The sequence below is a fragment of the Pseudomonas sp. NPDC098747 genome, from assembly GCF_044760045.1.
In the GTDB taxonomy this organism is placed as follows: domain Bacteria; phylum Pseudomonadota; class Gammaproteobacteria; order Pseudomonadales; family Pseudomonadaceae; genus Aquipseudomonas.
The window spans coordinates 97,803-118,345 of sequence record NZ_JBIWAL010000003.1 but is presented as its reverse complement, the minus strand read 5'-3'; the positions used below and the strand labels follow the sequence as shown (position 1 = coordinate 118,345).

Annotated in this window: 18 protein-coding genes; 8 read left to right on the top strand and 10 right to left on the bottom strand. The window is 58.7% G+C overall.

Annotated elements, in window-relative coordinates:
- The first annotated feature begins 71 nt into the window (after positions 1 to 71).
- Together glsB and ACIQVE_RS02695 are read left to right on the top strand one after the other, a co-directional pair.
- Positions 72 to 980: a glutaminase B gene (glsB, locus tag ACIQVE_RS02700; RefSeq protein ID WP_402804259.1), complete on the top strand. Its 909-nt coding sequence runs from the start codon at positions 72 to 74 to the stop codon at positions 978 to 980.
- Positions 981 to 1,181: 201 nt separating this feature from the next.
- Positions 1,182 to 2,684: an aldehyde dehydrogenase family protein gene (locus tag ACIQVE_RS02695; RefSeq protein ID WP_402804257.1), complete on the top strand. Its 1,503-nt coding sequence runs from the start codon at positions 1,182 to 1,184 to the stop codon at positions 2,682 to 2,684.
- A gap of 120 nt (positions 2,685 to 2,804) precedes the next feature.
- Here the strand turns inward: ACIQVE_RS02695 and ACIQVE_RS02690 are convergent, their stop codons facing one another.
- Complete coding sequence (locus ACIQVE_RS02690) at positions 2,805 to 3,455, bottom strand: carbonic anhydrase (RefSeq protein WP_402804253.1); 651 nt, start codon at positions 3,453 to 3,455, stop codon at positions 2,805 to 2,807.
- Between the two features lie 60 nt (positions 3,456 to 3,515).
- Complete coding sequence (gene cynS, locus ACIQVE_RS02685) at positions 3,516 to 3,983, bottom strand: cyanase (protein ID WP_402804250.1); 468 nt, start codon at positions 3,981 to 3,983, stop codon at positions 3,516 to 3,518.
- A 120-nt stretch (positions 3,984 to 4,103) separates the two neighbouring features.
- Here cynS and cynR point away from each other — a divergent pair, with 120 nt between their 5' ends.
- Complete coding sequence (cynR, locus tag ACIQVE_RS02680) at positions 4,104 to 4,991, top strand: transcriptional regulator CynR (RefSeq protein ID WP_402804247.1); 888 nt, start codon at positions 4,104 to 4,106, stop codon at positions 4,989 to 4,991.
- Between the two features lie 243 nt (positions 4,992 to 5,234).
- Here the strand turns inward: cynR and ACIQVE_RS02675 are convergent, their stop codons facing one another.
- The 3 genes from ACIQVE_RS02675 to ACIQVE_RS02665 form a co-directional block, all read right to left on the bottom strand.
- A complete protein-coding gene (locus ACIQVE_RS02675) occupies positions 5,235 to 5,564 on the bottom strand; it encodes a hypothetical protein (protein ID WP_402804245.1) in 330 nt (109 codons plus the stop codon).
- 510 nt (positions 5,565 to 6,074) lie between these two features.
- Positions 6,075 to 6,578: a GNAT family N-acetyltransferase gene (locus ACIQVE_RS02670; RefSeq protein WP_402804243.1), complete on the bottom strand. Its 504-nt coding sequence runs from the start codon at positions 6,576 to 6,578 to the stop codon at positions 6,075 to 6,077.
- A gap of 47 nt (positions 6,579 to 6,625) precedes the next feature.
- Positions 6,626 to 8,572 (bottom strand): DNA topoisomerase III, encoded by a 1,947-nt coding sequence (locus tag ACIQVE_RS02665; RefSeq protein ID WP_402804240.1) that lies wholly within the window; start codon positions 8,570 to 8,572, stop codon positions 6,626 to 6,628.
- Positions 8,573 to 8,849: 277 nt separating this feature from the next.
- Between ACIQVE_RS02665 and ACIQVE_RS02660 the strand changes: the two genes are divergently transcribed.
- Together ACIQVE_RS02660 and ACIQVE_RS02655 are read left to right on the top strand one after the other, a co-directional pair.
- A complete protein-coding gene (locus ACIQVE_RS02660; protein ID WP_402804238.1) occupies positions 8,850 to 10,256 on the top strand; it encodes a serralysin family metalloprotease in 1,407 nt (468 codons plus the stop codon).
- Between the two features lie 281 nt (positions 10,257 to 10,537).
- Positions 10,538 to 10,906 carry a DUF427 domain-containing protein gene (locus ACIQVE_RS02655; RefSeq protein ID WP_402804236.1) on the top strand — a complete coding sequence of 123 codons (369 nt, stop codon included), beginning with the start codon at positions 10,538 to 10,540 and terminating at the stop codon, positions 10,904 to 10,906.
- Between the two features lie 42 nt (positions 10,907 to 10,948).
- Here ACIQVE_RS02655 and ACIQVE_RS02650 read toward each other — a convergent pair whose 3' ends face one another.
- The 5 genes from ACIQVE_RS02650 to ACIQVE_RS02630 all read right to left on the bottom strand — a co-directional run bounded on the left by ACIQVE_RS02650 (position 10,949) and on the right by ACIQVE_RS02630 (position 18,471).
- Positions 10,949 to 12,031, bottom strand: coding sequence for an SGNH/GDSL hydrolase family protein (locus ACIQVE_RS02650; protein WP_402804234.1), 1,083 nt, complete (start codon positions 12,029 to 12,031; stop codon positions 10,949 to 10,951).
- Between the two features lie 140 nt (positions 12,032 to 12,171).
- The gene (locus ACIQVE_RS02645) at positions 12,172 to 12,591 is read right to left on the bottom strand and encodes a hypothetical protein (RefSeq protein WP_402804233.1); all 420 of its coding nucleotides are present in this window, start codon (positions 12,589 to 12,591) and stop codon (positions 12,172 to 12,174) included.
- Positions 12,592 to 12,607: 16 nt separating this feature from the next.
- Positions 12,608 to 14,827, bottom strand: coding sequence for a C1 family peptidase (locus tag ACIQVE_RS02640; protein WP_402804231.1), 2,220 nt, complete (start codon positions 14,825 to 14,827; stop codon positions 12,608 to 12,610).
- A 229-nt stretch (positions 14,828 to 15,056) separates the two neighbouring features.
- Positions 15,057 to 16,679: an MFS transporter gene (locus ACIQVE_RS02635; RefSeq protein WP_402804229.1), complete on the bottom strand. Its 1,623-nt coding sequence runs from the start codon at positions 16,677 to 16,679 to the stop codon at positions 15,057 to 15,059.
- Between the two features lie 127 nt (positions 16,680 to 16,806).
- Positions 16,807 to 18,471 carry a GMC family oxidoreductase gene (locus tag ACIQVE_RS02630; protein WP_402804227.1) on the bottom strand — a complete coding sequence of 555 codons (1,665 nt, stop codon included), beginning with the start codon at positions 18,469 to 18,471 and terminating at the stop codon, positions 16,807 to 16,809.
- Positions 18,472 to 18,604: 133 nt separating this feature from the next.
- On the opposite strand from ACIQVE_RS02630, the gene ACIQVE_RS02625 reads away from it, so the two are divergent.
- From ACIQVE_RS02625 to ACIQVE_RS02615, 3 genes are all read left to right on the top strand, one after another.
- Positions 18,605 to 19,489, top strand: a complete 885-nt coding sequence (locus ACIQVE_RS02625) for a LysR family transcriptional regulator (protein ID WP_402804226.1) — start codon at positions 18,605 to 18,607, stop codon at positions 19,487 to 19,489.
- 207 nt (positions 19,490 to 19,696) lie between these two features.
- Complete coding sequence (locus ACIQVE_RS02620; protein ID WP_402804224.1) at positions 19,697 to 20,044, top strand: metalloregulator ArsR/SmtB family transcription factor; 348 nt, start codon at positions 19,697 to 19,699, stop codon at positions 20,042 to 20,044.
- Positions 20,045 to 20,071: 27 nt separating this feature from the next.
- Positions 20,072 to 20,542 carry an arsenate reductase ArsC gene (locus tag ACIQVE_RS02615; protein ID WP_402804222.1) on the top strand — a complete coding sequence of 157 codons (471 nt, stop codon included), beginning with the start codon at positions 20,072 to 20,074 and terminating at the stop codon, positions 20,540 to 20,542.
- Position 20,543: the final 1 nt, after the last annotated feature.

Here is a 20,543-nt window from a genome sequence, read left to right as displayed (position 1 = left end):
TTCCAAACGCGCCCGCAGCGTCTAGCCCCTGTGTCCCCGCAATCCCATGGGGCGAGACTTCGGAACCCGGCATGCAAGCGCTGTTGAACGAGATCCTTGACGCTGTCCGGCCGCTGATCGGGCAGGGCAAGGTGGCTGACTATATTCCCGCCCTCGGCACCGTGCCGGCCAAGCCCCTGGGCATCGCCGTGTATGGCAATGACGGCGAGATGTATTGCGCCGGCGACGCCGAGACGCCGTTCTCGGTGCAGAGTATTTCCAAGGTATTCAGCCTGGTGCAGGCCATCGATCATTCCGGCGAAGCGATCTGGGAACGCCTTGGCCATGAGCCGTCCGGTCAGCCGTTCAACTCGTTGGTGCAGCTGGAATTCGAGCGCGGGCGCCCGCGTAACCCGTTCATCAACGCCGGCGCGTTAGTGATCTGCGACATCAATCAGTCGCGTTTTGCCGCACCAACCCTGTCGATGCGTGACTTCGTCCGGCGTCTGTCGGGCAACCCGCAGATCATGATCGACGGCAAAGTCGCCGACTCCGAATACCAGCACCGCGCACGCAACGCGGCGATGGCTTACCTGATGCAGTCCTTTGGCAACTTCCACAACGACGTCGAAACGGTGCTGCGCAGTTACTTCAGCCATTGCGCCCTGCGCATGAACTGCATCGATCTGGCCCGGGCGTTCTGCTTTCTGGCCAATGACGGCTATTGCAAGCACAGCGGCGAACAGATCCTCACGCCTCGCCAGACCCAACAGGTCAACTCGATCATGGCCACCAGCGGTTTGTACGACGAGGCGGGTAACTTCGCCTATCGCGTCGGTCTGCCGGGCAAAAGTGGTGTCGGCGGCGGGATCGTCGCGGTAGTGCCGGGGCAATTCACGGTGTGCGTGTGGTCGCCTGAGCTGAATGCCGCGGGTAATTCACTGGCGGGCATGGCGGCGCTGGAGATGCTCAGTTCGCGGATTGGCTGGTCGGTGTTTTAACCCTATAGCACGAACGCTGAAAAAACCTGTGGGAGCTGGCTTGCCAGCGATGGCGGCGGATCAGGCAACATCAATTTTGAATGTGCCGGCCTCATCGCTGGCAAGCCAGCTCCCACAGAGTCCGTGGTGTTTGAATAGGGTGTGTTTCATTGCAGAATCCGCTACATTTTCCGACCGCCCTCTGCATGGTGAATCCGCTTCATGTCTTTTGCGCTCGAACGTCTAGTCGCTGGCACGCCGATCCCTTTCGCTGGTAACCGCGTCACCGTGGTCAGCGCCGAACTGGCCGCGCGTTTTCAGCCCGGTGACCACCTGTTGGTGGAGCAGGTGAGTGGCGAGTTATTGCTGATTCCGGTGGTGGATCAACAAGCGGCGGCTGTGGCGATTGAGCGTGCGGCTGCGGCGTTTAGCGCATTGTCGGCGGTGTCCGACGAGGCGATTAGCCAATTCTTTGATCTGTTCGCGCAACGTCTGCAAACCGCCGATTGCTGGGTGCAGATCGAAGCCGCCAACCTCGCCGATATCGAACGCGCCAAGGCTCGCGGGCGCTCCACCACGCGATTGTTCGCCGATGAGCGCATGCGCCGCGACATGATTGCCGGTCTGCAAGCCTGGCGTGATGCGCCGCCGACGCGTGGCAAAGTCATCAGTTGTGTCGAGCACGACGGCTGGAAGGTCGAGCAAGTAGTCTCGCCGCTGGGCATTGTCGCGTTTGTCTTCGAAGGTCGCCCGAATGTATTTGCCGATGCTGCCGGTGTATTGCGCACCGGCAACACTGCGGTGCTGCGCATTGGCAGTGATGCGTTGGGCACGGCGCAAGCCATCGTCACTCACGCCTTGAACCCGGCGCTGGCTGCGGCGGGTCTTCCGGCGGGCGCTGTGTCGTTGGTGGAGAGCGTCAATCACGCGGCGGGCTGGGCGATGTTTGCCGACCGGCGTCTGTCGCTGGCAGTGGCTCGCGGGTCGGGGCGTGCGGTCAGTCAATTGGGCAGCATTGCGCAGCAGGCGGGCACTGCGGTCAGCCTGCACGGCACCGGTGGCGCGTGGCTGATTGCCGATCGTGATGCTGACGCTCAGCGCTTCGCGGCAGTGGTGCGCAATTCGCTGGATCGCAAGGTCTGCAACACCCTGAACGTTTGCCTGATTCAGCGCGAACGTGCTGCTGAGCTGGTGCCGCTGTTCCTTGATGCACTGCAACAGGCCGGCACCGCGCGCGGGCAGGGCTGCAAGTTGCACATCGTCGAAGGCAGTGAAAATTGCCTGCCGACTGAATGGCAGAACGCGACGGTGCAGGTTTATCGTGCCGAGGGTTATCAGACTGAAGCGCTGGCCGAACTGTTGGCGGAATCTGCGTTGGGCCGCGAGTGGGAATGGGAAGAAACGCCGGAAGTCAGCCTGATGATCGTTGACGATCTGGATCAGGCGATTGCGCTGTTCAACCGTTATAGCCCGCAATTTACCGTGTCGCTGATCAGCGAAAATGCGCAGGTTCAGGAACGCTTTTACAACGCGGTCAACGCGCCGTTCGTGGGCAATGGCATTACCCGTTGGGTCGATGGCCAATACGCCTTGAACAAGCCAGAACTGGGGCTTTCGAACTGGGAAAGCGGGCGGTTGTTTGCACGCAGTGCGATTCTTTCGGGGGATGGGGTCTTTACTGTTCGCAGTCGTATGACTCAAGTCGACCTGACGGTAGAACGCTAGAGGAGCCGATCATCGTCCTTGTGGCGAGGGGATTTAGCGAAACGTCGCACCGCCCCGATGGGGCTGCTGCGCGCCCCAGCGGGGATAAATCCCCTCGCCACAGGGTTCATCATCGTCTGTTCAGGCGGCTTTTGCTTGAACTGCACAAACCGCCGGTTGCTCGGCCAGCGGCACAAAGGTGCGGCGATCAGAGGACAGCGCATCGATCGAGCCAGTCTCGATGTCGTACACCCAGCCATGCAAATTCAGCAAGCCTTTCTCCTGCGCCAGGCGCACGCTCGGATGGGTCTGGATATTCGCCAGTTGCGCGATCACGTTTTCGCGCACCATCGAACTCAATTTCGCCGCGTCATTGGCATGCGGCCGCGCCTCATTCACTACTTTCGCTGACTCGGCATGCTGCAGCCAACCGCTGACGGCGGGCAGGTGATCCATGCATTTGCATTTAGCAATCGCCGTCATCGCACCGCAGTCCGAATGGCCGCAGATCACAATGTCGGTCACGCCGAGCACCGCCACGGCGTATTCCACCGTCGCCGAAACCCCACCCGGATGCGGGCTGTAAGACGGCACGATATTGCCGGCATTGCGGATCACAAACAGCTCGCCGGGTTCCTGCTGGGTCAGCAGTTCCGGCACGACACGGCTGTCGGAACAGGTAATGAACAACGTACCCGGCTGCTGGGTGGTCGCCAGGTGTTTGAACAGTTCGGTGCGTTGCGGGAAGGCTTCGTTCTGGAACTTCAGGAAACCGTCGATCAGGGCTTTCATGTGCATGTCCTCTTCAATGGAGATCGGTGGGCCCGCACGAGCGGTGCGGGCCGGGGCACATCAGAATGGACGCAGGGGCAGGAACTTGCCGTCGAGGGTGACCACGGCGCGGGATCCGCCTTCCGGGTCTTCGACTTTCTTGATGTCCAGTTTGAAGTTGATCGCGCTGATGATGCCGTCGCCGAATTGCTCATGAACCAGGGCTTTTAGGGTGGTGCCGTAGATCTGGATCATCTCGTGGAAACGGTAGATGGTCGGGTCGGTCGGCACACCGCTGAGGCTGCCACGCAGCGGGATGATCTGCATCGCCGCTACATCGTCTGCATCCAGTTCAAGTTTGTCGGCAACTACTTGGGCAGCGTTTTGCGGCAGTGGATGCTGGCCGAGCAGGGCGGCGGTGACGAAAGCCAGGCTGAGGCCGGTGCCGTCGGTGAGATCCTGCCACGACAGATTTTTGCCTGCCTTGGCGTCGAGAATGCGGGTGGTCAGGGCCAGGCTGGTGTCGTTGTAGGCGTGGGACTGTTGCATGGTGTCACTCCTTTCAGGGGTTGGCTTGCTGTGTGGGATTGATCTTCTGCCGATTGATCAATAGCGTCCAAGACCCATATACAATGCTTCACATAAGCCCTGCCTATAGACGGTGTGTTCATGCTGTTAAGACATTTGCGTTATCTGCTCGCTGTTGCCGATCACGGCGGCTTCACCCGCGCGGCCGAGGCGCTGCATGTTTCACAGCCGACGCTGTCACAACAGATTCGCCAACTTGAGGAAACCCTGGGGGTGAACCTGTTCGATCGCACCTCGCGGTCGGTCAAACCGACCGATGCCGGCGAGGCCTATATCGAATGCGCGCGGCGGGTGCTGGTGGAGTTGGAGGCGGGCAAGCGGGCGCTGCATGACGTGAAAGATCTGTCGCGTGGCACCTTGCGCCTGGCCATGACGCCGACGTTCATGGCGTATCTGGTCGGGCCGCTGGTGCGCGACTACACGACGCGATATCCGGGGATTCATCTGGAAATCTTCGAGCTTTCGATGGACGACATCGAGGCGGGTTTGGCGAATGACTCGCTGGATATCGCCATTGCCTTCACACCGGTACGCAATGCAGATATCGAGTGCATTCCGGCCTTCACCGAAGTTTTGGGAATCATGGTCGGGCGCGAGCACCCGTTGTACGACAGCACTTCGATGCTGACGGCGGACGACATCGCGCAACTGGACTTTGCCCTGCTGGCGCCGGATTTCATCACGCGGTTATCGGTGGATGAGTATTTCCGTCAGCACGGCATCACGCCCAAGGTGCGCATTGAAGTGAATTCGGTCAGTACGTTGCTGGAGGTGGTGCGGCATTCGCCGATGGCGACGATGTTGCCGGAGGCGATTGCGACTGAGGATCGGGCGTTGCGCCGATTGCAGGTTGAAAGCGAAGTGCCGCAGCGCGGGGCGGCGTTGTTGCGGCGCAAGAATAATTATCACAGTGCGGCGGCGGTGGCGTTTGTGGAACTGGTGTTGGGCATGGGAAGCCCCTCACCCTAACCCTCTCCCGGAGGGAGTGGGGACTGATCGAGGTGTTTGTAGTTAATGCGTCCACCTGAAATATTCAAGTTGAATGTAGATCAAACGAACAACGCCGATCTGCTCCCTTTCCCCCTCGCCCCCTTGGGGGAGAGGGCTGGGGTGAGGGGGTTAGATCTAACTCACATTACAAAACCCCCGCCTTACACAAAAAAGGCCTGCTCCTTATCAAGTGAGCAGGCCTTTATCTATTGAAGTTGTGGCTTAGCAGAACCGATCAATCACCCGAACTTCATTCTTGTTCTGCATCGAGTCCCACGCGTTTTTCAGCGTTTGCAGAACATTACCGATGAAGTCCTTGTCGGCCGCGGCTTTCTTGCCGACATAACCGTGGCCGCGGCGGTACATCTTCAGGCGGGCCAGCAGGTTCTGATTGTTGCGGTCGAACTCTTCTTCGCCAGCGTGGGGCGCCAGGCAGTCGATATGCACCTGGCCCGACTTGCTGATCCACAGAATATGGCTGTCGAGGCTGTCTTTTTGCGCAGCGAACATACGAGCCAGTTCTTCGATAGTAGGTTGATTGTTCAGATTCATGATTTTGCCCCTTGACCAGTTTGGTGATCTTTCTAAGTTGGTTCGCTAATACAGGTAGCCCATCGGTTAGTTGATCCCTGGCACCGAAACCAGGACGTCAGCGGTCGCCCGTGTGAAGTGCGGGGTCGTGCATCTGTTGCATGTAGTCGTGTTGAATAACTGCTACGCAATAGCGTCACAACGAGGAGAAGCAGCGAAAACCGGGAGGCCCCTTGCCGACGTTTTCAGCGTCGACCACAAGCGTCTTGAGAATTTTCGCCAGCGTTTCTCGTCCTTGTACTGGACGTTCAGGCCAGGTCAGCTTCTTCAATCTGCCTTGTGGGCAGCGTGTATCCGGAAAAAACAACTCGGCGGTCAGACGAGTTTGCTCAAGCGTGTTACCCGTGTTCCCGATCGGGGAACGTCTTCATCATGCAAAAGCAAAACGACGCCGTCAACGGTTTTGTAGTGATTATTTTTGAGCACTACATATTGTCGGACAAAGCTGTTTTGGAATGAGAACGGATCCGTTCAGGCAATGGAAACGGGGCTGCGCAGGCTGTAGAACGTGCATGGATAGCCGTCAACAACGCGGTGGCTCAAGGTGAATGCGCCGCCGGCCAATTGCGGTATCAGCCTGGTCCAGAAGCACTGTGCAGGCAGGTTGGCGTCGATATGGAAAATCTGCCACCGACCGGGGATTTGGCTCAAGAGGGCAGAGACGACAAACTGCGCGACGCCTTGGCCACGCAGGCGTCGGGTTACGAAGAAGTAGCCGATGTTGAATTCGGCGCCGTCGATGTGGGTTTCATTGTCTACCGTAACGAAACCGGCGAGTTCGCCATCGACGCGGATCAGAAAGGGTTGGGTGGCCGGGTGGCGCCAGTAATCGTCTTTCGGCTGGATGGAGAAGAAGCCATGCTCGGCCAGCTTCAACGGCAGCCATTCGCTGAAGTCGTACAGGTAAAACTGCATCAGGTTTTCGATGATTTGCAGTTCATCACGCTGGGCGGGATACAGTTCGATATCAGGCATGTTCTGTGTTCCTGTGGGTGATGAACCTTTCAGGAACAGTAGCGCGTTTACTTTTTGGCCGCCGGTTTTGCCGTGCGTTTGGTTGTGCCGGTTGATTTGCTGCGCGTCGATTTGCGCTTGTTCTTCCACGGCGTAGCCGCCTTGCCGGCAGGCGGCGGGCCGCTGATTGTCATGCTCAGACCGGAACAGCGAGTCACCTGCTTGCTCATCCACGCCGCTTGTTTGGTGACGAATTCTTCCAGACTCATCTCACCGCTCTGCACCATGTCCAGCGCCTGCTCCCAGATCGCCGTGGTGCCGGGGTCGGCAATCGCTCGGGGCACTGCGTCGATCAAACTGAACGCCGCCGGTGTTGCCGCGAGTGCCTTGCCGTTTTTGACCAGATAACCACGATCGAGCAAACCCTGAATGATCGACGCACGGGTGGCTTCAGTGCCGATGCCGGTGGTGTCCTTGAGTTTCTGTTTGAGCAGCGGATCTTCCACCAGTTTGGCAACGTTCTTCATCGCCTTGATGAGATCGCCTTCGGTGTAGGGCTTGGGCGGCTGCGTCCACAAATCCTTGAGTTTCACATCGGCGACGGCGCAATCGATACCTTGGCTCAGTGCCGGCAAGGTTTGCGGTGCCGGCGCTTCACGGCCCTTGGCCGGCGCCAGTGCTTCGGGCAATGCGCGCTTCCAGCCCGGTTCGATGATCTGTTTACCGACCGCACGCAACGCTTCACCGGCGCAATCGAAATCAGCCTGGGTGCGGTCGTATTCGTGGTTGGGCAGGAACTGCGCCAGATACCGCGCGCGGATCAGCGTGTAGACCGCGCGGTGCTTGCCCGTCAGGCGTTCAAGGTTCTTTGCCGCAGCGGTGGGGATGATGCCATGGTGCGCGGTGACCTTGGCGTCGTTCCACGCCCGGGAACGGCGTTGCGGCTCAAGAAAGCCTTGCAGCGCTTCAAGGCTCGGGTCGGCTTGACGCAGCGCAGCGAGAATCCCCGGCGCCTCACCGTGCTGGCTCAGCGGCAGAAAACCGCAATCGCTGCGCGGATAGGTCACGACTTTGTAGGTTTCGTAGAGTGCCTGGGCGATGTCGAGGGTTTCCTGCGCACCGAGGCCAAGTTTCTTCGAGCAGACTTCCTGCAAGGTGCCGAGGTCGAAGGGTAGGGGCGCCACTTCACGCATACGCTCGGTGCGTAGTTTGACAACCCTGGCCGTGGCGGAGCTGCTGATCGCGGCGGCCGCTTGTTGCGCCAGCGCCTGATTCAGGCAGCGGTCCTGATCGTCACAAACATCAGAGGGCGCGCGCCATTGGGCGGTAAACGGTGTGCCATCGTGCTGCATTTGCACATCGATGGCCCAAAACGGCACCGGCACGAAATCGGCAATGCTGCGATCGCGATCCACCACCAGGCGCAATGTCGGCGTTTGTACTCGACCGACCGGCAACACACCTTGATAACCCGACTGCCGACCGAGCAGGGTGAACAAGCGACTCATGTTCATGCCGATCAGCCAGTCTGCGCGGGAGCGACCCAGTGCCGAGTGATACAGGCTGAACGTCTCGGCGCCGGGCTTCAATGCGGCCAAGGCTTTGCGGATCGACGCCTCATCCAGTGCCGACAGCCACAAGCGGCGGATCGGCCCGCGATAGCGGCAATGCTCGACCAGTTCCCGGGCAATCATCTCGCCCTCACGGTCGGCGTCGGTGGCGATTATCAGTTCGCTGGCCTCGCCGAGCAGGCGTTTGACTGCTTTGTACTGGCTGGCGGTACGCGGCTTGACGGTCATTTTCCATTTGTCCGGAATGATCGGTAGATCCGCGAGCACCCAGCGCTTGTATCGTGCGTCGTAGGCATCCGGCGGCGCGGTTTCCAGCAAGTGGCCGATGCACCAGGTCACCGTGACGTCTGTTCCCAGCCAGCAGCCGTCGCCCCGGCGTTTGGCACCGAGTACGGCCGCAATGTCTTTGGCCTGGGAAGGTTTTTCACAGAGGTACAGCCGCATAACCACCACGTCGATCAATGTCCGGACAGGTGCACAGAATGGCCGCACTTACGCCCCGGGGCAACTTTTATCTGTATGGATATACAGATAAAAAGGATTGCGGGAAATTACGGACATTCCGGGGGCGGGGCAGGCACTATCGAAAAATTGATTAGCGCCCTGTGTGTGCCTGTGTCAGGTTTTTCGGCGATTCAACAACGCGAGTGACAGGACGATCTCGCCAGAAGATCGCCGTGGTCTGTCGACACTGACTACTCTGAAACAAGGAAGTCCATCCATGGCTCAAGCCAAAACCAAAACCAGCAGCGCCTACGACCAGATCGACACCTTCAGCCACCTGTACGACCGCGGCGTCGGGCTGATCAACGGCAAACCCTCGTTCACCGCCGATCAAGCCGCTGACGAAATCCTGCGCAAGGGCCTGTCGTGGGGCGATAAGAACGCTGACGGCAAGATTGACCTCAGCTACACCTTCCTCACTGAAAAACCAGCGAACTACAACCCGAATCTTGGCAATTTCGGCGAGTTCAGTGCCCAGCAGAAAGCCCAGGCCGTGCTGGCCATGCAGTCCTGGGCCGACGTCGCCAACGTCACTTTCACCGAAGGCAAGGGCGGCGACGGCCACATGACGTTCGGCAATTACGACGTCAGCACCGGTGGCGCCGCATTCGCTTACCTGCCGAGCGGCGGCAGCTATGACGGTCAATCGTGGTATCTGATCAACAACCAGTATCAGGTCAACAAAACCCCGGACACCGGCAACTACGGGCGCCAGACCCTGACCCACGAAATCGGTCACACCCTCGGCCTGTCGCACCCGGGCGCCTACAACGCCGGCAATGGCAACCCGACTTACGCCGACGCCAAATACGCCGAAGATACCCGCGGCTATAGCCTGATGAGCTATTGGAGTGAAACCAACACCGAGCAGGACTTCACCAAGGATGGCAGCGGTGCCTACGCTTCTGCGCCATTGATGGACGACATTGTTGCCGTGCAGAAACTGTACGGTGCCAACTATGAGACCCGCGCCGATAACACCACGTACGGTTTCTACTCCAACACTGGGCGTGATTTCTACAGCGCGACATCGGCATCGTCGAAACTGGTGTTCTCGGTGTGGGACGGTGGCGGCGATGACACGCTGAACTTCTCCGGTTTCACCCAGAACCAGAAAATCAACCTCAATGAAGGTTCGTTCTCCGATGTCGGAGGATTGGTGGGCAACGTTTCGATCGCTTACGGTGTGACTGTGGAAAAAGCCGTTGGCGGTTCGGGCAATGACCTGCTGATCGGTAACGGGGCTGCGAACTATCTGTTTGGCGGTGCTGGAAACGACATCCTTTACGGTGGCGGTGGTGGCGATACGCTGTTGGGCGGCGCGGGTGCGGACACTTTCGTGTTCGGCGCTGCCAGCGATTCGACCAATAACCAGCCGGACTGGATCATGGATTTCAAAAGCGGCCTGGACAAGATCGACCTCTCGGGCATCACCGAGTTTGCGAGTGGTGCGGCCACGTTGAACTTCGTCAGCAGTTTCACTGGCCAGGCGGGCGATGCGATCCTGACTTACTACGCGCAGAGCGGTCAGACCGGACTGCTGGTTGATTTGACGGGGCAAGGGCAGGTCGATTTTGCCGTGGGTGTAGTGGGGCAGGCGGTGGTGACGGATATTGTTGTTTGATGCCTGAAACCGTTGCCCTCACCCTAACCCTCTCCCAGAGGAGAGGGGCCTGAATGGGGGATGCTGGAGAAACACATCGACCTGTAAGTGCTTTGCTGAATCCATAGTCGAAACAGCTCTTACAGGTCGATGCAGGGCGAAAGACACCTCTGTAGGCTGCCTCTCCCTCCGGGAGAGCGCTGGGCTGATGGACTATTTAGCCGTTCGGCTGCGAACCCCGCATGACCAGAACACATGGGCTATACCTGAACCGGTCTCTTTGCCGTATTCAGGAGAAACCCATGAAAAGCTCCGGCCCCAGCCCCGTCATCGCCCTCGAACAACTTACAGGTTGCCTGCTGGTGAAATTCCACGGCATTCAGGTCGCCGCATCCTCCCACGCGATGATTCTCAACGAAGCTAACTACCCGCCCGTTTACTATGTCCCTCGCGAGGACATCGACGAAAAGTACTTCGCCCGCACCGACCACACCAGTTATTGCCCGTACAAGGGCGACGCCAATTACTTCAGCCTGCAGGTGCCGGGGCATGAGGGGGCGAATGCGGTGTGGACTTACGAGAATCCAAAAGTCTCGGTGGCGCCGATCCGCGACTATGTGGCGTTTTATCCGGATCAGGTGAAGTTTGAGGTGATAAGGGCTGATGCCTGAAGGAAACAGCCCGCCTATCCGTGAACGGCGGCGGGCTGAGGATTACTTGCCCTTACGTTTGGCTGCGGGCTTGGCTTTGGCCGGGGCCGCTTTGCGGGTGCGATTGGTGTGCTTGACCACTGGTTGCGTCAGCGCTGGTGCCCAATGTGCCTGGGCGGGAGCCGGCAGGCCTGACTGCGAGGCAGCCAGTGATTGGTCGAGTAGCTGGAATGACGCCATTGCACTTGCTTTGGCGTCGCTCATGACGGCCGAAAGTTTTGGCGTAAGTAGCGAGTCCATCTTCTTCTCGAAAACGGCGGCCATGCGTTTGTAGGCCAAGGCATTGAGGTGCAGTTCGTTGATCCAGTCTTCGTCTTTGATCAGGTCGCGCAAGTCCAGGAAGTGAACGTCCGGATTACTATCGGCAACGGATTTGAGCATGTCATTGAACTGGTCGATGAAGTCCGCGACGATCTTGCGTTGTACTTGCGGGTCCATGATGTTCTTGCGCGTCAGAGAGGGGCGGATCCACGGTCCGATGAATCGATAGGTGCCGAAATTGATCACACCTTTTCCAGTGGGAATGGCGCGACCATAACCGTGGAAAATGATCCTGGTCTTGGGGCTGACGGCTTTGACCCGCTTGATCATGTCCTCATAACCGCCGCGAAACACCCGGTCGATGGTGTCATTGACGTAAGCGGTGCGAAGCAAGGATGGCGGCGAGGAATCGGCGTGATTCAGGAAGGACCCAAACTCATCGCCGGCGATGTCATTGCCCCCGGCGGAGAACAGGAAAAATGCCGGTTTGGTGCTTTTTATTTCCGCCAGTACATCGGCGAATTCCACCGGTTTGCGCGTCCACGAGCCTTCCTTGATCTCTGTGCCGTACACCATGTTTTCCAAGGTGTCGCCGCCGGTGGCGAAGCTCTTGATCTTGTAGCCGGACGTCAGTTTCAGCCACTTGATGATGTCCACGCCGGGTAAATAGTCGAACCAGGAATCACCCTGTGCCACGACGTCCACACCATCTGAGCCGAAGAAAAATCCTGCGGCGGCACCCGGTGCCACTTTTTGCGCTGGCTGATCGTGTTGCCAGATCGCCAGATTGATTTTCGCTAACGCATCTTCACTTTCGTAGTTCATGTCGGCAGTCCTTTTCAATCGGATAAAACGCATGGGAACCGATAGTTCGCAGGTTCCTGTCATTGGTCCGAACGACGTCATGAGGGTGCTGCTACGTCCAGACTGTTCAGCACTTCTGCGGCGCGATTGGCGCCGCGGGGTTAACGCCAGACTTGCAGGCTGATCGCGCCACGGTTGTTGAAATACATTGGCCGCACATCGTTGGCGAAACACCTCAGTTGACCGGATGCCGGTGCCACCCAGCCGATCGGCCAGCGCAGGCCATCACCGATGGCGAAGAAACTCTGCGGGTTCTTTTCGATCGAGCCGATCAGCGTGAACCACGTAGCGTCTTGCGCCCTGCAACGCAGGAACGGCAGGAAAGGCTTGAGATGCGCCACCGCTGCACCATTTGCATCGTGCGTCTGTTTCCAGTCGACCCAGGTACCACTGGCGCGGAAAAAATAGCGTTCGCCGGCGATGAGCATGACGGGTGTCGAGCACCACGGCTCCTTCGCCGGGATATCGATGCGGTGTAACAGTTCTTGAGCGCCCAGAGGCGCTATCAGAGTAGCCGGCACGATGATTCTCCTGGGGTCAGTAATTGAGATCGATCACTGGCTGGTGCAGAACATCATCGGAGCCGAGCTTGAGGATCGTCTTCAAGGTTCTGGTCATCGCGGTCAAGTCATTGTCAAAGCCACCGTGGGACGTATCGGCCTTGATGCCCGGTCCATAGGTCATTTTTGCATCGTTGTAGATGTGCAAAGTCTGCGCGAAGTTGGCGGCAAGGCCGTTGCCCGTTGCGGCAAAGCCTGAAGGAACATTGTTGTTCCAATAGAAGTTGTTCCATTGCAACGTCATGTCCTGAGCGGCGATGTTCCATTCGCAAGCATCGGGTTTGCTGAAGTCCAGGTACGCGCCGTCCAGACTCTTGGCCATGCCGAGTAGTGGCATGCGTTGCAACTCTTCATAGGAGCGGGAGACGAGATAGAGCAACGACTTGTTGTAAACACGGATGACGTTGTCGGCCTGTTCACGTTTGTCGGACATGATGTGCAAATGGAAGTTTTCGCGCTTGAGGCCGCCGTTCTCCATGACTTTGCGATAGGTGCGGTTGGCGAAGTCGAGCGTGCAGGCCGGTGCCAGTAGCGTTGAAGTCGAAATAGGCAAACCACGGGACCAGAGCAGTTGAATAAGGTGACCATTGATCAGCGAGCCTGCGGAGTGGCCAATCAGATGCAATTCAATGTGAGTAGCGCCCAGATCGCCAACCAGTTTTTTCAGGTTGTCGGCCATTTCGAGCAGGCCGCGCGGAGTGAAACCTGCGATTGAGGCGGCTTCCGCGTTTTGTTTCATTTGGCTCCATTGGTCGCCGCCAAGTTTTTTGGTGACCATTTCCACCGTGCGGTCGAGCCCCTCCACGGCTTTGTCCTTGATGACCTTGAATATGTCACCAAAGCCACCTGCCTCTGGGAACAAGCCGGGGAAGGTGTCTTTGACGATATCTGCCAGGGTCTCCAGAACCCCGGTGCGCCAAGTGACGAAGAGCGGATAAATGCCGTTTTCGAGGAAGTAGGGCGCCATCGCACATATGCGGTCGATGGAGTCTTTTTCTCGATTGAGTCCGCCATGGGAAAACACGGCGATGCGCAGCACCTTAGGCTTTTGCGCGGCTGGCAGGCTGTCATACCAGGCCTTGGGGGCCTGGCGAACAATCCGCGCCACGCCCGCACGAACGTTTTCGACATCGGTCAGGCGCGGGCCGATGCTGCCATTGTTTTCCATGACGACGGTCATCCCGTAAGCCTGATCCGTCGTCAATGCCGGCGGCCCCTTGCGATCAGGATGGCGCGAGTCGGCAGAGAGCAGGGACACGCCCTCGCGTTTAGCGCTCGATTGAGGCAAGGCATTGCGAAATACCGATTGCTCATCGCTTTGAGTTTTTGAGGGCTTGGCATTGCGCGAGGCCGCACCGTGCTTGATCGGCACCCCCAGTGCGACGGCCCAGGCATCGGTGCCGTTGGCCAACCAGTCTTCGTACGTCAGAATCGCGAAACCCGAGAATCCCCATTGAGTGGACCAGGAGTTCTGCACGATGAAACCTTCGTGGGTGTAGCCGATCAAGGCAAATGCATGTCCGCCCTTGGCTTTTGGCTTCCACTTGATGACAGGCAATTGCGCGGTACTTTGAAAGGCATTTGCCTCGCCTTTGGAATTGATCGCCCAGCCGTCATGCACCGTCGCCGAAACGTAAAGCGCGCCGGTTTCATACAGCGCCGCCATCATGGAGGTGATGTCGTCTTTTTCGACCCGGTAATAGACGCCCAAGGGGCGCGTCACTGCGTCCTCAGCCCAGTTAACGGCAGGGGCTTCGAATGACGGCACTGTGCCGTCCGGGGTAACGGTATAGGGCCACAGGGTTTGTTCGCAAACGCCGTGTTTATGCCAGCCTTTCAACGCTCCGCGACAGCTGGAACCGGAATAGTCTTCGCCAGGCCATTCGTCATAGAGTTTGGCCAAGTGGTAGAGCTGACGTGGACTGGTTTGCACCGATTCACTGTCCCGCCGCCACAACAGATAATTGATGACCGCCGAGAGACCGAAACCGGTGCAGGCACCTTCTTTTCCCTGGAAGAGCACCATGCCCCTATTGAGGTAATCGGCCAGTTTTTCGGTGACATCTTTGTCCGACGGGAAGGATGCCGGCAGCGATTGCACGCGGGCAGTGAAAATCCGGTCGCGAAGGTCGAGGCGGTCTGGACGGGCGTCGAGTGTGATGGTGGTGTCAGGCAGGGCAAAGCGTGTGGCGGGCATGGGAGTGTCCTCAATCCAAGAGGCATGATCCCCCACGTCACGAACGCTTTTCTGCGTCGCAGGGCTTTATTGTGTGATTTATCGTAGACGAGATTTGGACAATGCGAAGGGCATTGCGAGAGAAGTTTTCGCCGCCATTCGATGCGCTTGGGCGGGAGGAGGTATTTGACTGTATCAGCGGTGAGAGTGTTTGCCTCCCACCACCGATGTGGAGCGCGCGGGTACTGGTTCAGTTCTTGTCGAGATCGATATTCTTCGTCCCCCGCAAAAAGATCATCCCCACCACCAGGCTTACCCCGGTAATCAGCACCGGGTACCACAGCCCATAAAAAATATCCCCGGTGTACACCACCAACGCAAACGACACCGTTGGCAGAAACCCGCCGAACCAGCCGTTGCCAATGTGGTACGGCAGTGACATCGAGGTGTAGCGGATGCGGGTCGGGAACAGTTCGACCATCAGCGCCGCCAACGGGCCGTAGCACATGGCGGAGATGATGATCAGCGCCACGATCAGGGCGACGATCATCGGCTTGTTGGTCTGCTGCGCATCAGCCTGTTGCGGATAACCGGCGAGGGTGATTGCGCCGCGCAGCGCGGCCTCGTCGTAACCATCGAGTTTCACGTCGCCAACACTGACTTGTACGGCACTGCCGGCCGGTGCGGCGGCGCTGGAGTAGGGCAGGCCTTGTTTGACCAGGAAGGTTTTGACCTTGTCGCACGGGCTGTCAAATTTCGCCTTGCCCACCGGGTCGAACTGGAAGGTGCAGGTTGCAGGGTCGGCCAGCACCGTGATTGGCGCCTGACGGCTGGCCTGATCGATCGCCGGGTTGGCGTAATGTGCCAGAGATTTGAAGATCGGGAAGTACAGCACCGTCGCCAGCAGCAGGCCGAGCATCAGCACCGGTTTGCGCCCGACCTTGTCCGACAGCCAACCGAAGAAAATGAAGAACGGCGCGCCGATCACCACGCTGATAATCAGTAACGTGTTGGCCAGCGCAGGGTCCATTTTCAGGAACTGGGTGAGGAAGAACAGCACGTAGAACTGTGCCGCGTAGAAGGTCACCGCTTGCCCGGCGTTGATGCTGAACAGGGCGATCAGCACGACTTTGAGGTTTTCCCATTTGCCGAAGGATTCGCGGATCGGTGCTTTCGAGGTTTTGCCTTCTTCTTTCATTTTCAGATAGGCCGGCGACTCGTGCAGGCTCAGGCGAATCCATGTGGAAATGCCCAGCAGCACAATCGACAGCAGGAACGGAATACGCCAGCCCCACACTTCGAATTGATCGCCAGTGAAATAACGGCAACCGAGTACCACCAGCAGCGACAGCAGCAAGCCGAGGGTCGCGGTGGATTGAATCCAGCTGGTGTGGAAACCGCGTTTGCCCATCGGCGCGTGTTCGGCCACATAGGTTGCGGCGCCGCCATACTCGCCACCGAGCGCCAGGCCCTGAAGCATGCGCAGCACCACCAGAATGATCGGCGCGGCGATGCCGATGCTGGCGTAGGTTGGCAGCAAGCCGACGCAGAAGGTCGCCACGCCCATCAAAATAATGGTCGCTAGGAAGGTGTATTTACGGCCGATCATGTCCCCCAACCGACCGAATACCAGCGCGCCGAATGGCCGCACGATAAACCCGGCGGCAAACGCCATCAGCGCAAAGATGAACGCCGTGGTGTCGTTGACCCCGGCAAAGAACTGCTTGCTGATCACCGCCGCGAGGGCGCCGTAGAGGAAAAAGTCATACCACTCGAACACCGTCCCCAGTGATGAAGCGAAGATGACTTTGCGTGTATCCGGGCTGGTTTCCGCGCTGTGCACGGCGTCCAGCGGTTGAGCGTGTTCTGACATGTCGGTGTCCCTCACAGTGATTGTTTTTGTTGTTCCACTGGTGTTGCGTGTCCGGGTGGTGCCTTGAGTTTTGTACAAAACCCTGTGGGAGCGAGCTTGCTCGCGAAGGTGTCGTGTCAGTCAACGTTTATGTTGAATGATCTACCGCTTTCGCGAGCAAGCTCGCTCCCACAGGGACGGTGTTTACAGCGTTTGGGTCGAGGATCAGTTGGGCGGCCTTTTCGGCAATCATCAGCGTAGGCGAACAGGTGTTGCCCGAGGTAATCCTTGGCATGATCGAGGCGTCGGCGATACGCAGGCCTTGCACGCCATGTACGCGCAACTGCGCATCGACCACCGCATCACTGTCATTGCCCATCCGACACGTGCCGACGGGATGGAAAATGGTCGTGCCGATTCTGGCCGCCGCTTCCTGCAACTCTTCTTCGCTTTGCAGGCTGTTGCCAGGCAAGTACTCGACCGGTTTGAACGCTTGCAGGGCAGGGGCGCTGACGATGCGGCGGGTCAGGCGGATGGCGTCGGCAGCGACGCGCAGGTCTTCGGGATGGCTCAAATAGTTAGGTTGAATCAGCGGGGGCTGTTGCGGGTCAGCCGAACGAATTTCTACGCGGCCACGACTCTGCGGACGCAAATCGCACACCGACGCGGTGAAAGCCGGAAAGCTGTGCAACGGCTCGCCAAAGCGCTCCAGCGACAAAGGTTGCACGTGATATTCAAGATTCGCCGACGTCTGCTCCGGCCCCGACCGGGCAAACGCGCCCAACTGACTCGGCGCCATCGACAACGGTCCGCTGCGGTCATACAGATAACGCAGGCCCATGCCCATCTTGCCCCACACGCTGCCGGCGATCTGGTTGAGGGTGCGGGCGTTTTCCAGTTTGTAGATCAGGCGCAGTTGCAGGTGATCCTGCAGATTGCCGCCCACTCCCGGCAACTCATGAATCACGCCGATACCGAGGCGTTCGAGCAGCGGCCGCGGGCCAATCCCTGAGCGTTGCAGAATGCTCGGCGAACCAACGGAACCGGCGCACAGGACAATCTCCTTGCGCGCCTTTAAGCGTTTCACCTGACCTTCATGACGTGCACTGACAGAAGAAGCGCGACCGTCCTCCAGCAGAACACGATCCACCTCAACCCCGGTCAGCACCGTCAGGTTCGCCCGGTCACGTATCGGTTTGAGAAAGGCTTTGGCCGCGTTCCAGCGCACCCCGGCCTTCTGATTGACCTGAAAGTAGCCGCAACCCTCGTTGTCGCCCTGATTGAAGTCTTCAATAGAAGCAATGCCACTTTGTTCAGCGGCACTGCGAAACGCATCCAGAATCGGCCATGACAAACGCTGTTGCTCAACTCGCCATTCACCCTTGGCGCCATGAAATTCAGCGCTGCCGGCGAAGTGGTTTTCGCTCTGCTTGAACAGCGGCAGCACGTCGTTCCAGGCCCAGCCCGGATTGCCTTCCGCCGCCCAGCCGTCGTAGTCGTTGGCCTGGCCGCGCATGTAGATCATGCCGTTGATGGAAGAACAGCCGCCAAGCACTTTGCCGCGCGGATAGCTCAGCGCACGCCCTTGCAGGCCGGGTTGCGCTTCGGTCTTGAAGCACCAGTCGGTGCGCGGGTTGCCGATGCAGAACAGGTAGCCGACGGGGATGTGAATCCACGCATAGTTATCGCGGCCGCCGGCTTCGAGCAGCAACACGCGCTGCTGCGGATCAGCCGACAGCCGATTGGCCAGCAAACACCCGGCAGGGCCGGCGCCGACCACGATGTAATCGTATTCATCGAGGGAAGTCTGCATTCCCTGACCTCGCTTTTTGTTTTTATTGTCGGACACTCTAGTTGTTAGCTTTCGTTAAAAGAATGTTAGTTTTTACGCAGCCGCTGTGCGTTTTCGAACAGCCTTGATTGACCTTAGCTGACAAGGACACCCCATGTTCGACTGGAACGACCTGCGGTTTTTTCTTGAGTTGCAACGCAGCGGACGCTTGCTGACCGCGGCCCGCCGCCTGAACACCACCCACGCTACGGTCGCCCGGCATATCGAGGCAATTGAAAAAAGCCTCGGCACTGCGCTGTTCATCCAGCACGCCCAAGGCTACGAAATGACCCCGGCCGGGGAGGCGCTGCTCAAGCACGCCGAAGCCATGGAAAACGTCGCGCTGCTCGCCCAGGAAGAAATCACCCAAGCCACTGCGCCACTGGGCAAGATTCGCGTCGGTGTCACCGAAGGTCTCGGCGTCAAGTTCCTCGCTAGTCGCATGATCGGTCTGTTCGAACGTTACCCGGGCCTGGAAGTGGAACTGGTCGCGGTGCCGCGCTTCGTCAGCATCCTCAACCGCGAAGCCGAAATCAGCATTCATCTGGAGCGCCCGGCGGCTGACATGCTGGTCACCCGCAAACTCACCGACTACCGCCTCGCGCTCTACGCCAGCCAAAGCTACCTCGACAACGCGCCGCCATTGCACAGCCGCGAAGACCTCGGGCGGCATGCCTGGATCGGCTATGTCGATGATCTGCTGTTCAGCCAGGAACTGATGTTCCTCAACAGCTTCTGCCGCAGCCCTCGCGTGGTGTTCCATAGCACCAGCGTTATCGCTCAGCAGGAAGCGGCGCGTTCGGGGATGGGCATCGCCGTATTGCCGTGCTACATGGCGGCTCCCGACCCGGATCTGGTGCCATTACTGCCGGATGAGAGCATCGAGCGAAGTTACTGGATCAGCACGCGGCGCGAGTTGCACAAGTCGGTGCGGTTGCGGGTGGTTTGGGATTATGTGGTGGGGTTGTGTGAGGCGGAGCAGGGGCTTCTCCTTGGTTGACTCTAGCAACACAAGTCCACTGTGGGAGCGAGCTTGCTCGCGAAAGGGGCGCTTGTGTGAAGCAAATATTGACTGGCACGACGCCTTCGCGAGCAAGCTCGCTCCCACAGGGTTATTCAGGGTTTCTGAGGTCAGTAGGGTGATCCGGGGTTGATTAATATGTGGATGTCCGTATATTCGGTTTTCCATATGTACGAGGCCGATCCCATGATCACGCCCCCCGAAGTCTTCAAAAGCCTGGCCGATGAGACCCGCGTCCGCGCCACCCTGCTGATTGCCGATCAGGGTGAGTTGTGTGTCTGCGAGCTGATGTGCGCCCTCGACGACAGCCAGCCAAAAATCAGCCGTCACCTGGCGCAATTACGCAGCAACGGTCTGCTGCTCGATCGCCGCCAAGGCCAATGGGTTTATTACCGACTCAACCCGGACCTGCCGGATTGGGTCCGCGAGATCCTGCAAGTGACGTTCAAAGCCAATGCCGATTGGCTCAAGGACAATGCCTCGCGCCTGCAAAAAATGGATGGGCGTCCTGTCCGCGAAGCAGCGTGCTGCTAAATCATTAAATATCTGCTGGAGCAACCCATGCGAATCCTGTTCATGTGCACGGCCAACAGCTGCCGCAGCATTCTCTCTGAAGCGATGTTCAACCACCTGGCGCCGTCGGGATTCGAAGCACTGAGTTCCGGGAGTTTCCCCAAAGGCCAGGTGCTGCCGCGCAGTCTCTCCACCTTGCAGCAGGCTGGCATCGCCATCGACGGCTTGTACAGCAAAGGTAACGACGCCTTCGAAAGCAACCCGCCGGACATCGTCATCACCGTCTGCGACAAGGCCGCTGGCGAAAGCTGCCCGGTGTACTTCGGCCCGGCACTGAAAACCCATTGGGGGCTGGAAGATCCGTCCGAAGTAACGGGCGACGAAGCCGCGATTGACGCCGCTTTCCGCGCCACGTTGGCGCGCATCGAGCAACGCTGCAAAGCCTTCCTCGCATTGCCTTTCAACCGCCTCAGCCGCGACGAACTCAAACACGAGCTCGACCGAATCGGCACGCTTTAAG

Excerpts from the sequence above, each read along its gene's own strand:
- ACIQVE_RS02670 (WP_402804243.1), bottom strand. The coding sequence starts at position 6,578 with ATGCCTGATATCGAACTGTATCCCGCCCAGCGTGATGAACTGCAAATC.
- glsB (WP_402804259.1), top strand. The coding sequence starts at position 72 with ATGCAAGCGCTGTTGAACGAGATCCTTGACGCTGTCCGGCCGCTGATC.
- ACIQVE_RS02640 (WP_402804231.1), bottom strand. The coding sequence starts at position 14,827 with ATGCCCGCCACACGCTTTGCCCTGCCTGACACCACCATCACACTCGAC.
- ACIQVE_RS02665 (WP_402804240.1), bottom strand. The coding sequence starts at position 8,572 with ATGCGGCTGTACCTCTGTGAAAAACCTTCCCAGGCCAAAGACATTGCG.
- cynR (WP_402804247.1), top strand. The coding sequence starts at position 4,104 with ATGCTGTTAAGACATTTGCGTTATCTGCTCGCTGTTGCCGATCACGGC.
- ACIQVE_RS02620 (WP_402804224.1), top strand. The coding sequence starts at position 19,697 with ATGATCACGCCCCCCGAAGTCTTCAAAAGCCTGGCCGATGAGACCCGC.
- ACIQVE_RS02675 (WP_402804245.1), bottom strand. The coding sequence starts at position 5,564 with ATGAATCTGAACAATCAACCTACTATCGAAGAACTGGCTCGTATGTTC.
- ACIQVE_RS02660 (WP_402804238.1), top strand. The coding sequence starts at position 8,850 with ATGGCTCAAGCCAAAACCAAAACCAGCAGCGCCTACGACCAGATCGAC.
- ACIQVE_RS02615 (WP_402804222.1), top strand. The coding sequence starts at position 20,072 with ATGCGAATCCTGTTCATGTGCACGGCCAACAGCTGCCGCAGCATTCTC.
- ACIQVE_RS02625 (WP_402804226.1), top strand. The coding sequence starts at position 18,605 with ATGTTCGACTGGAACGACCTGCGGTTTTTTCTTGAGTTGCAACGCAGC.
- ACIQVE_RS02650 (WP_402804234.1), bottom strand. The coding sequence starts at position 12,031 with ATGAACTACGAAAGTGAAGATGCGTTAGCGAAAATCAATCTGGCGATC.
- ACIQVE_RS02695 (WP_402804257.1), top strand. The coding sequence starts at position 1,182 with ATGTCTTTTGCGCTCGAACGTCTAGTCGCTGGCACGCCGATCCCTTTC.
- ACIQVE_RS02655 (WP_402804236.1), top strand. The coding sequence starts at position 10,538 with ATGAAAAGCTCCGGCCCCAGCCCCGTCATCGCCCTCGAACAACTTACA.
- cynS (WP_402804250.1), bottom strand. The coding sequence starts at position 3,983 with ATGCAACAGTCCCACGCCTACAACGACACCAGCCTGGCCCTGACCACC.
- ACIQVE_RS02630 (WP_402804227.1), bottom strand. The coding sequence starts at position 18,471 with ATGCAGACTTCCCTCGATGAATACGATTACATCGTGGTCGGCGCCGGC.
- ACIQVE_RS02635 (WP_402804229.1), bottom strand. The coding sequence starts at position 16,679 with ATGTCAGAACACGCTCAACCGCTGGACGCCGTGCACAGCGCGGAAACC.
- ACIQVE_RS02690 (WP_402804253.1), bottom strand. The coding sequence starts at position 3,455 with ATGAAAGCCCTGATCGACGGTTTCCTGAAGTTCCAGAACGAAGCCTTC.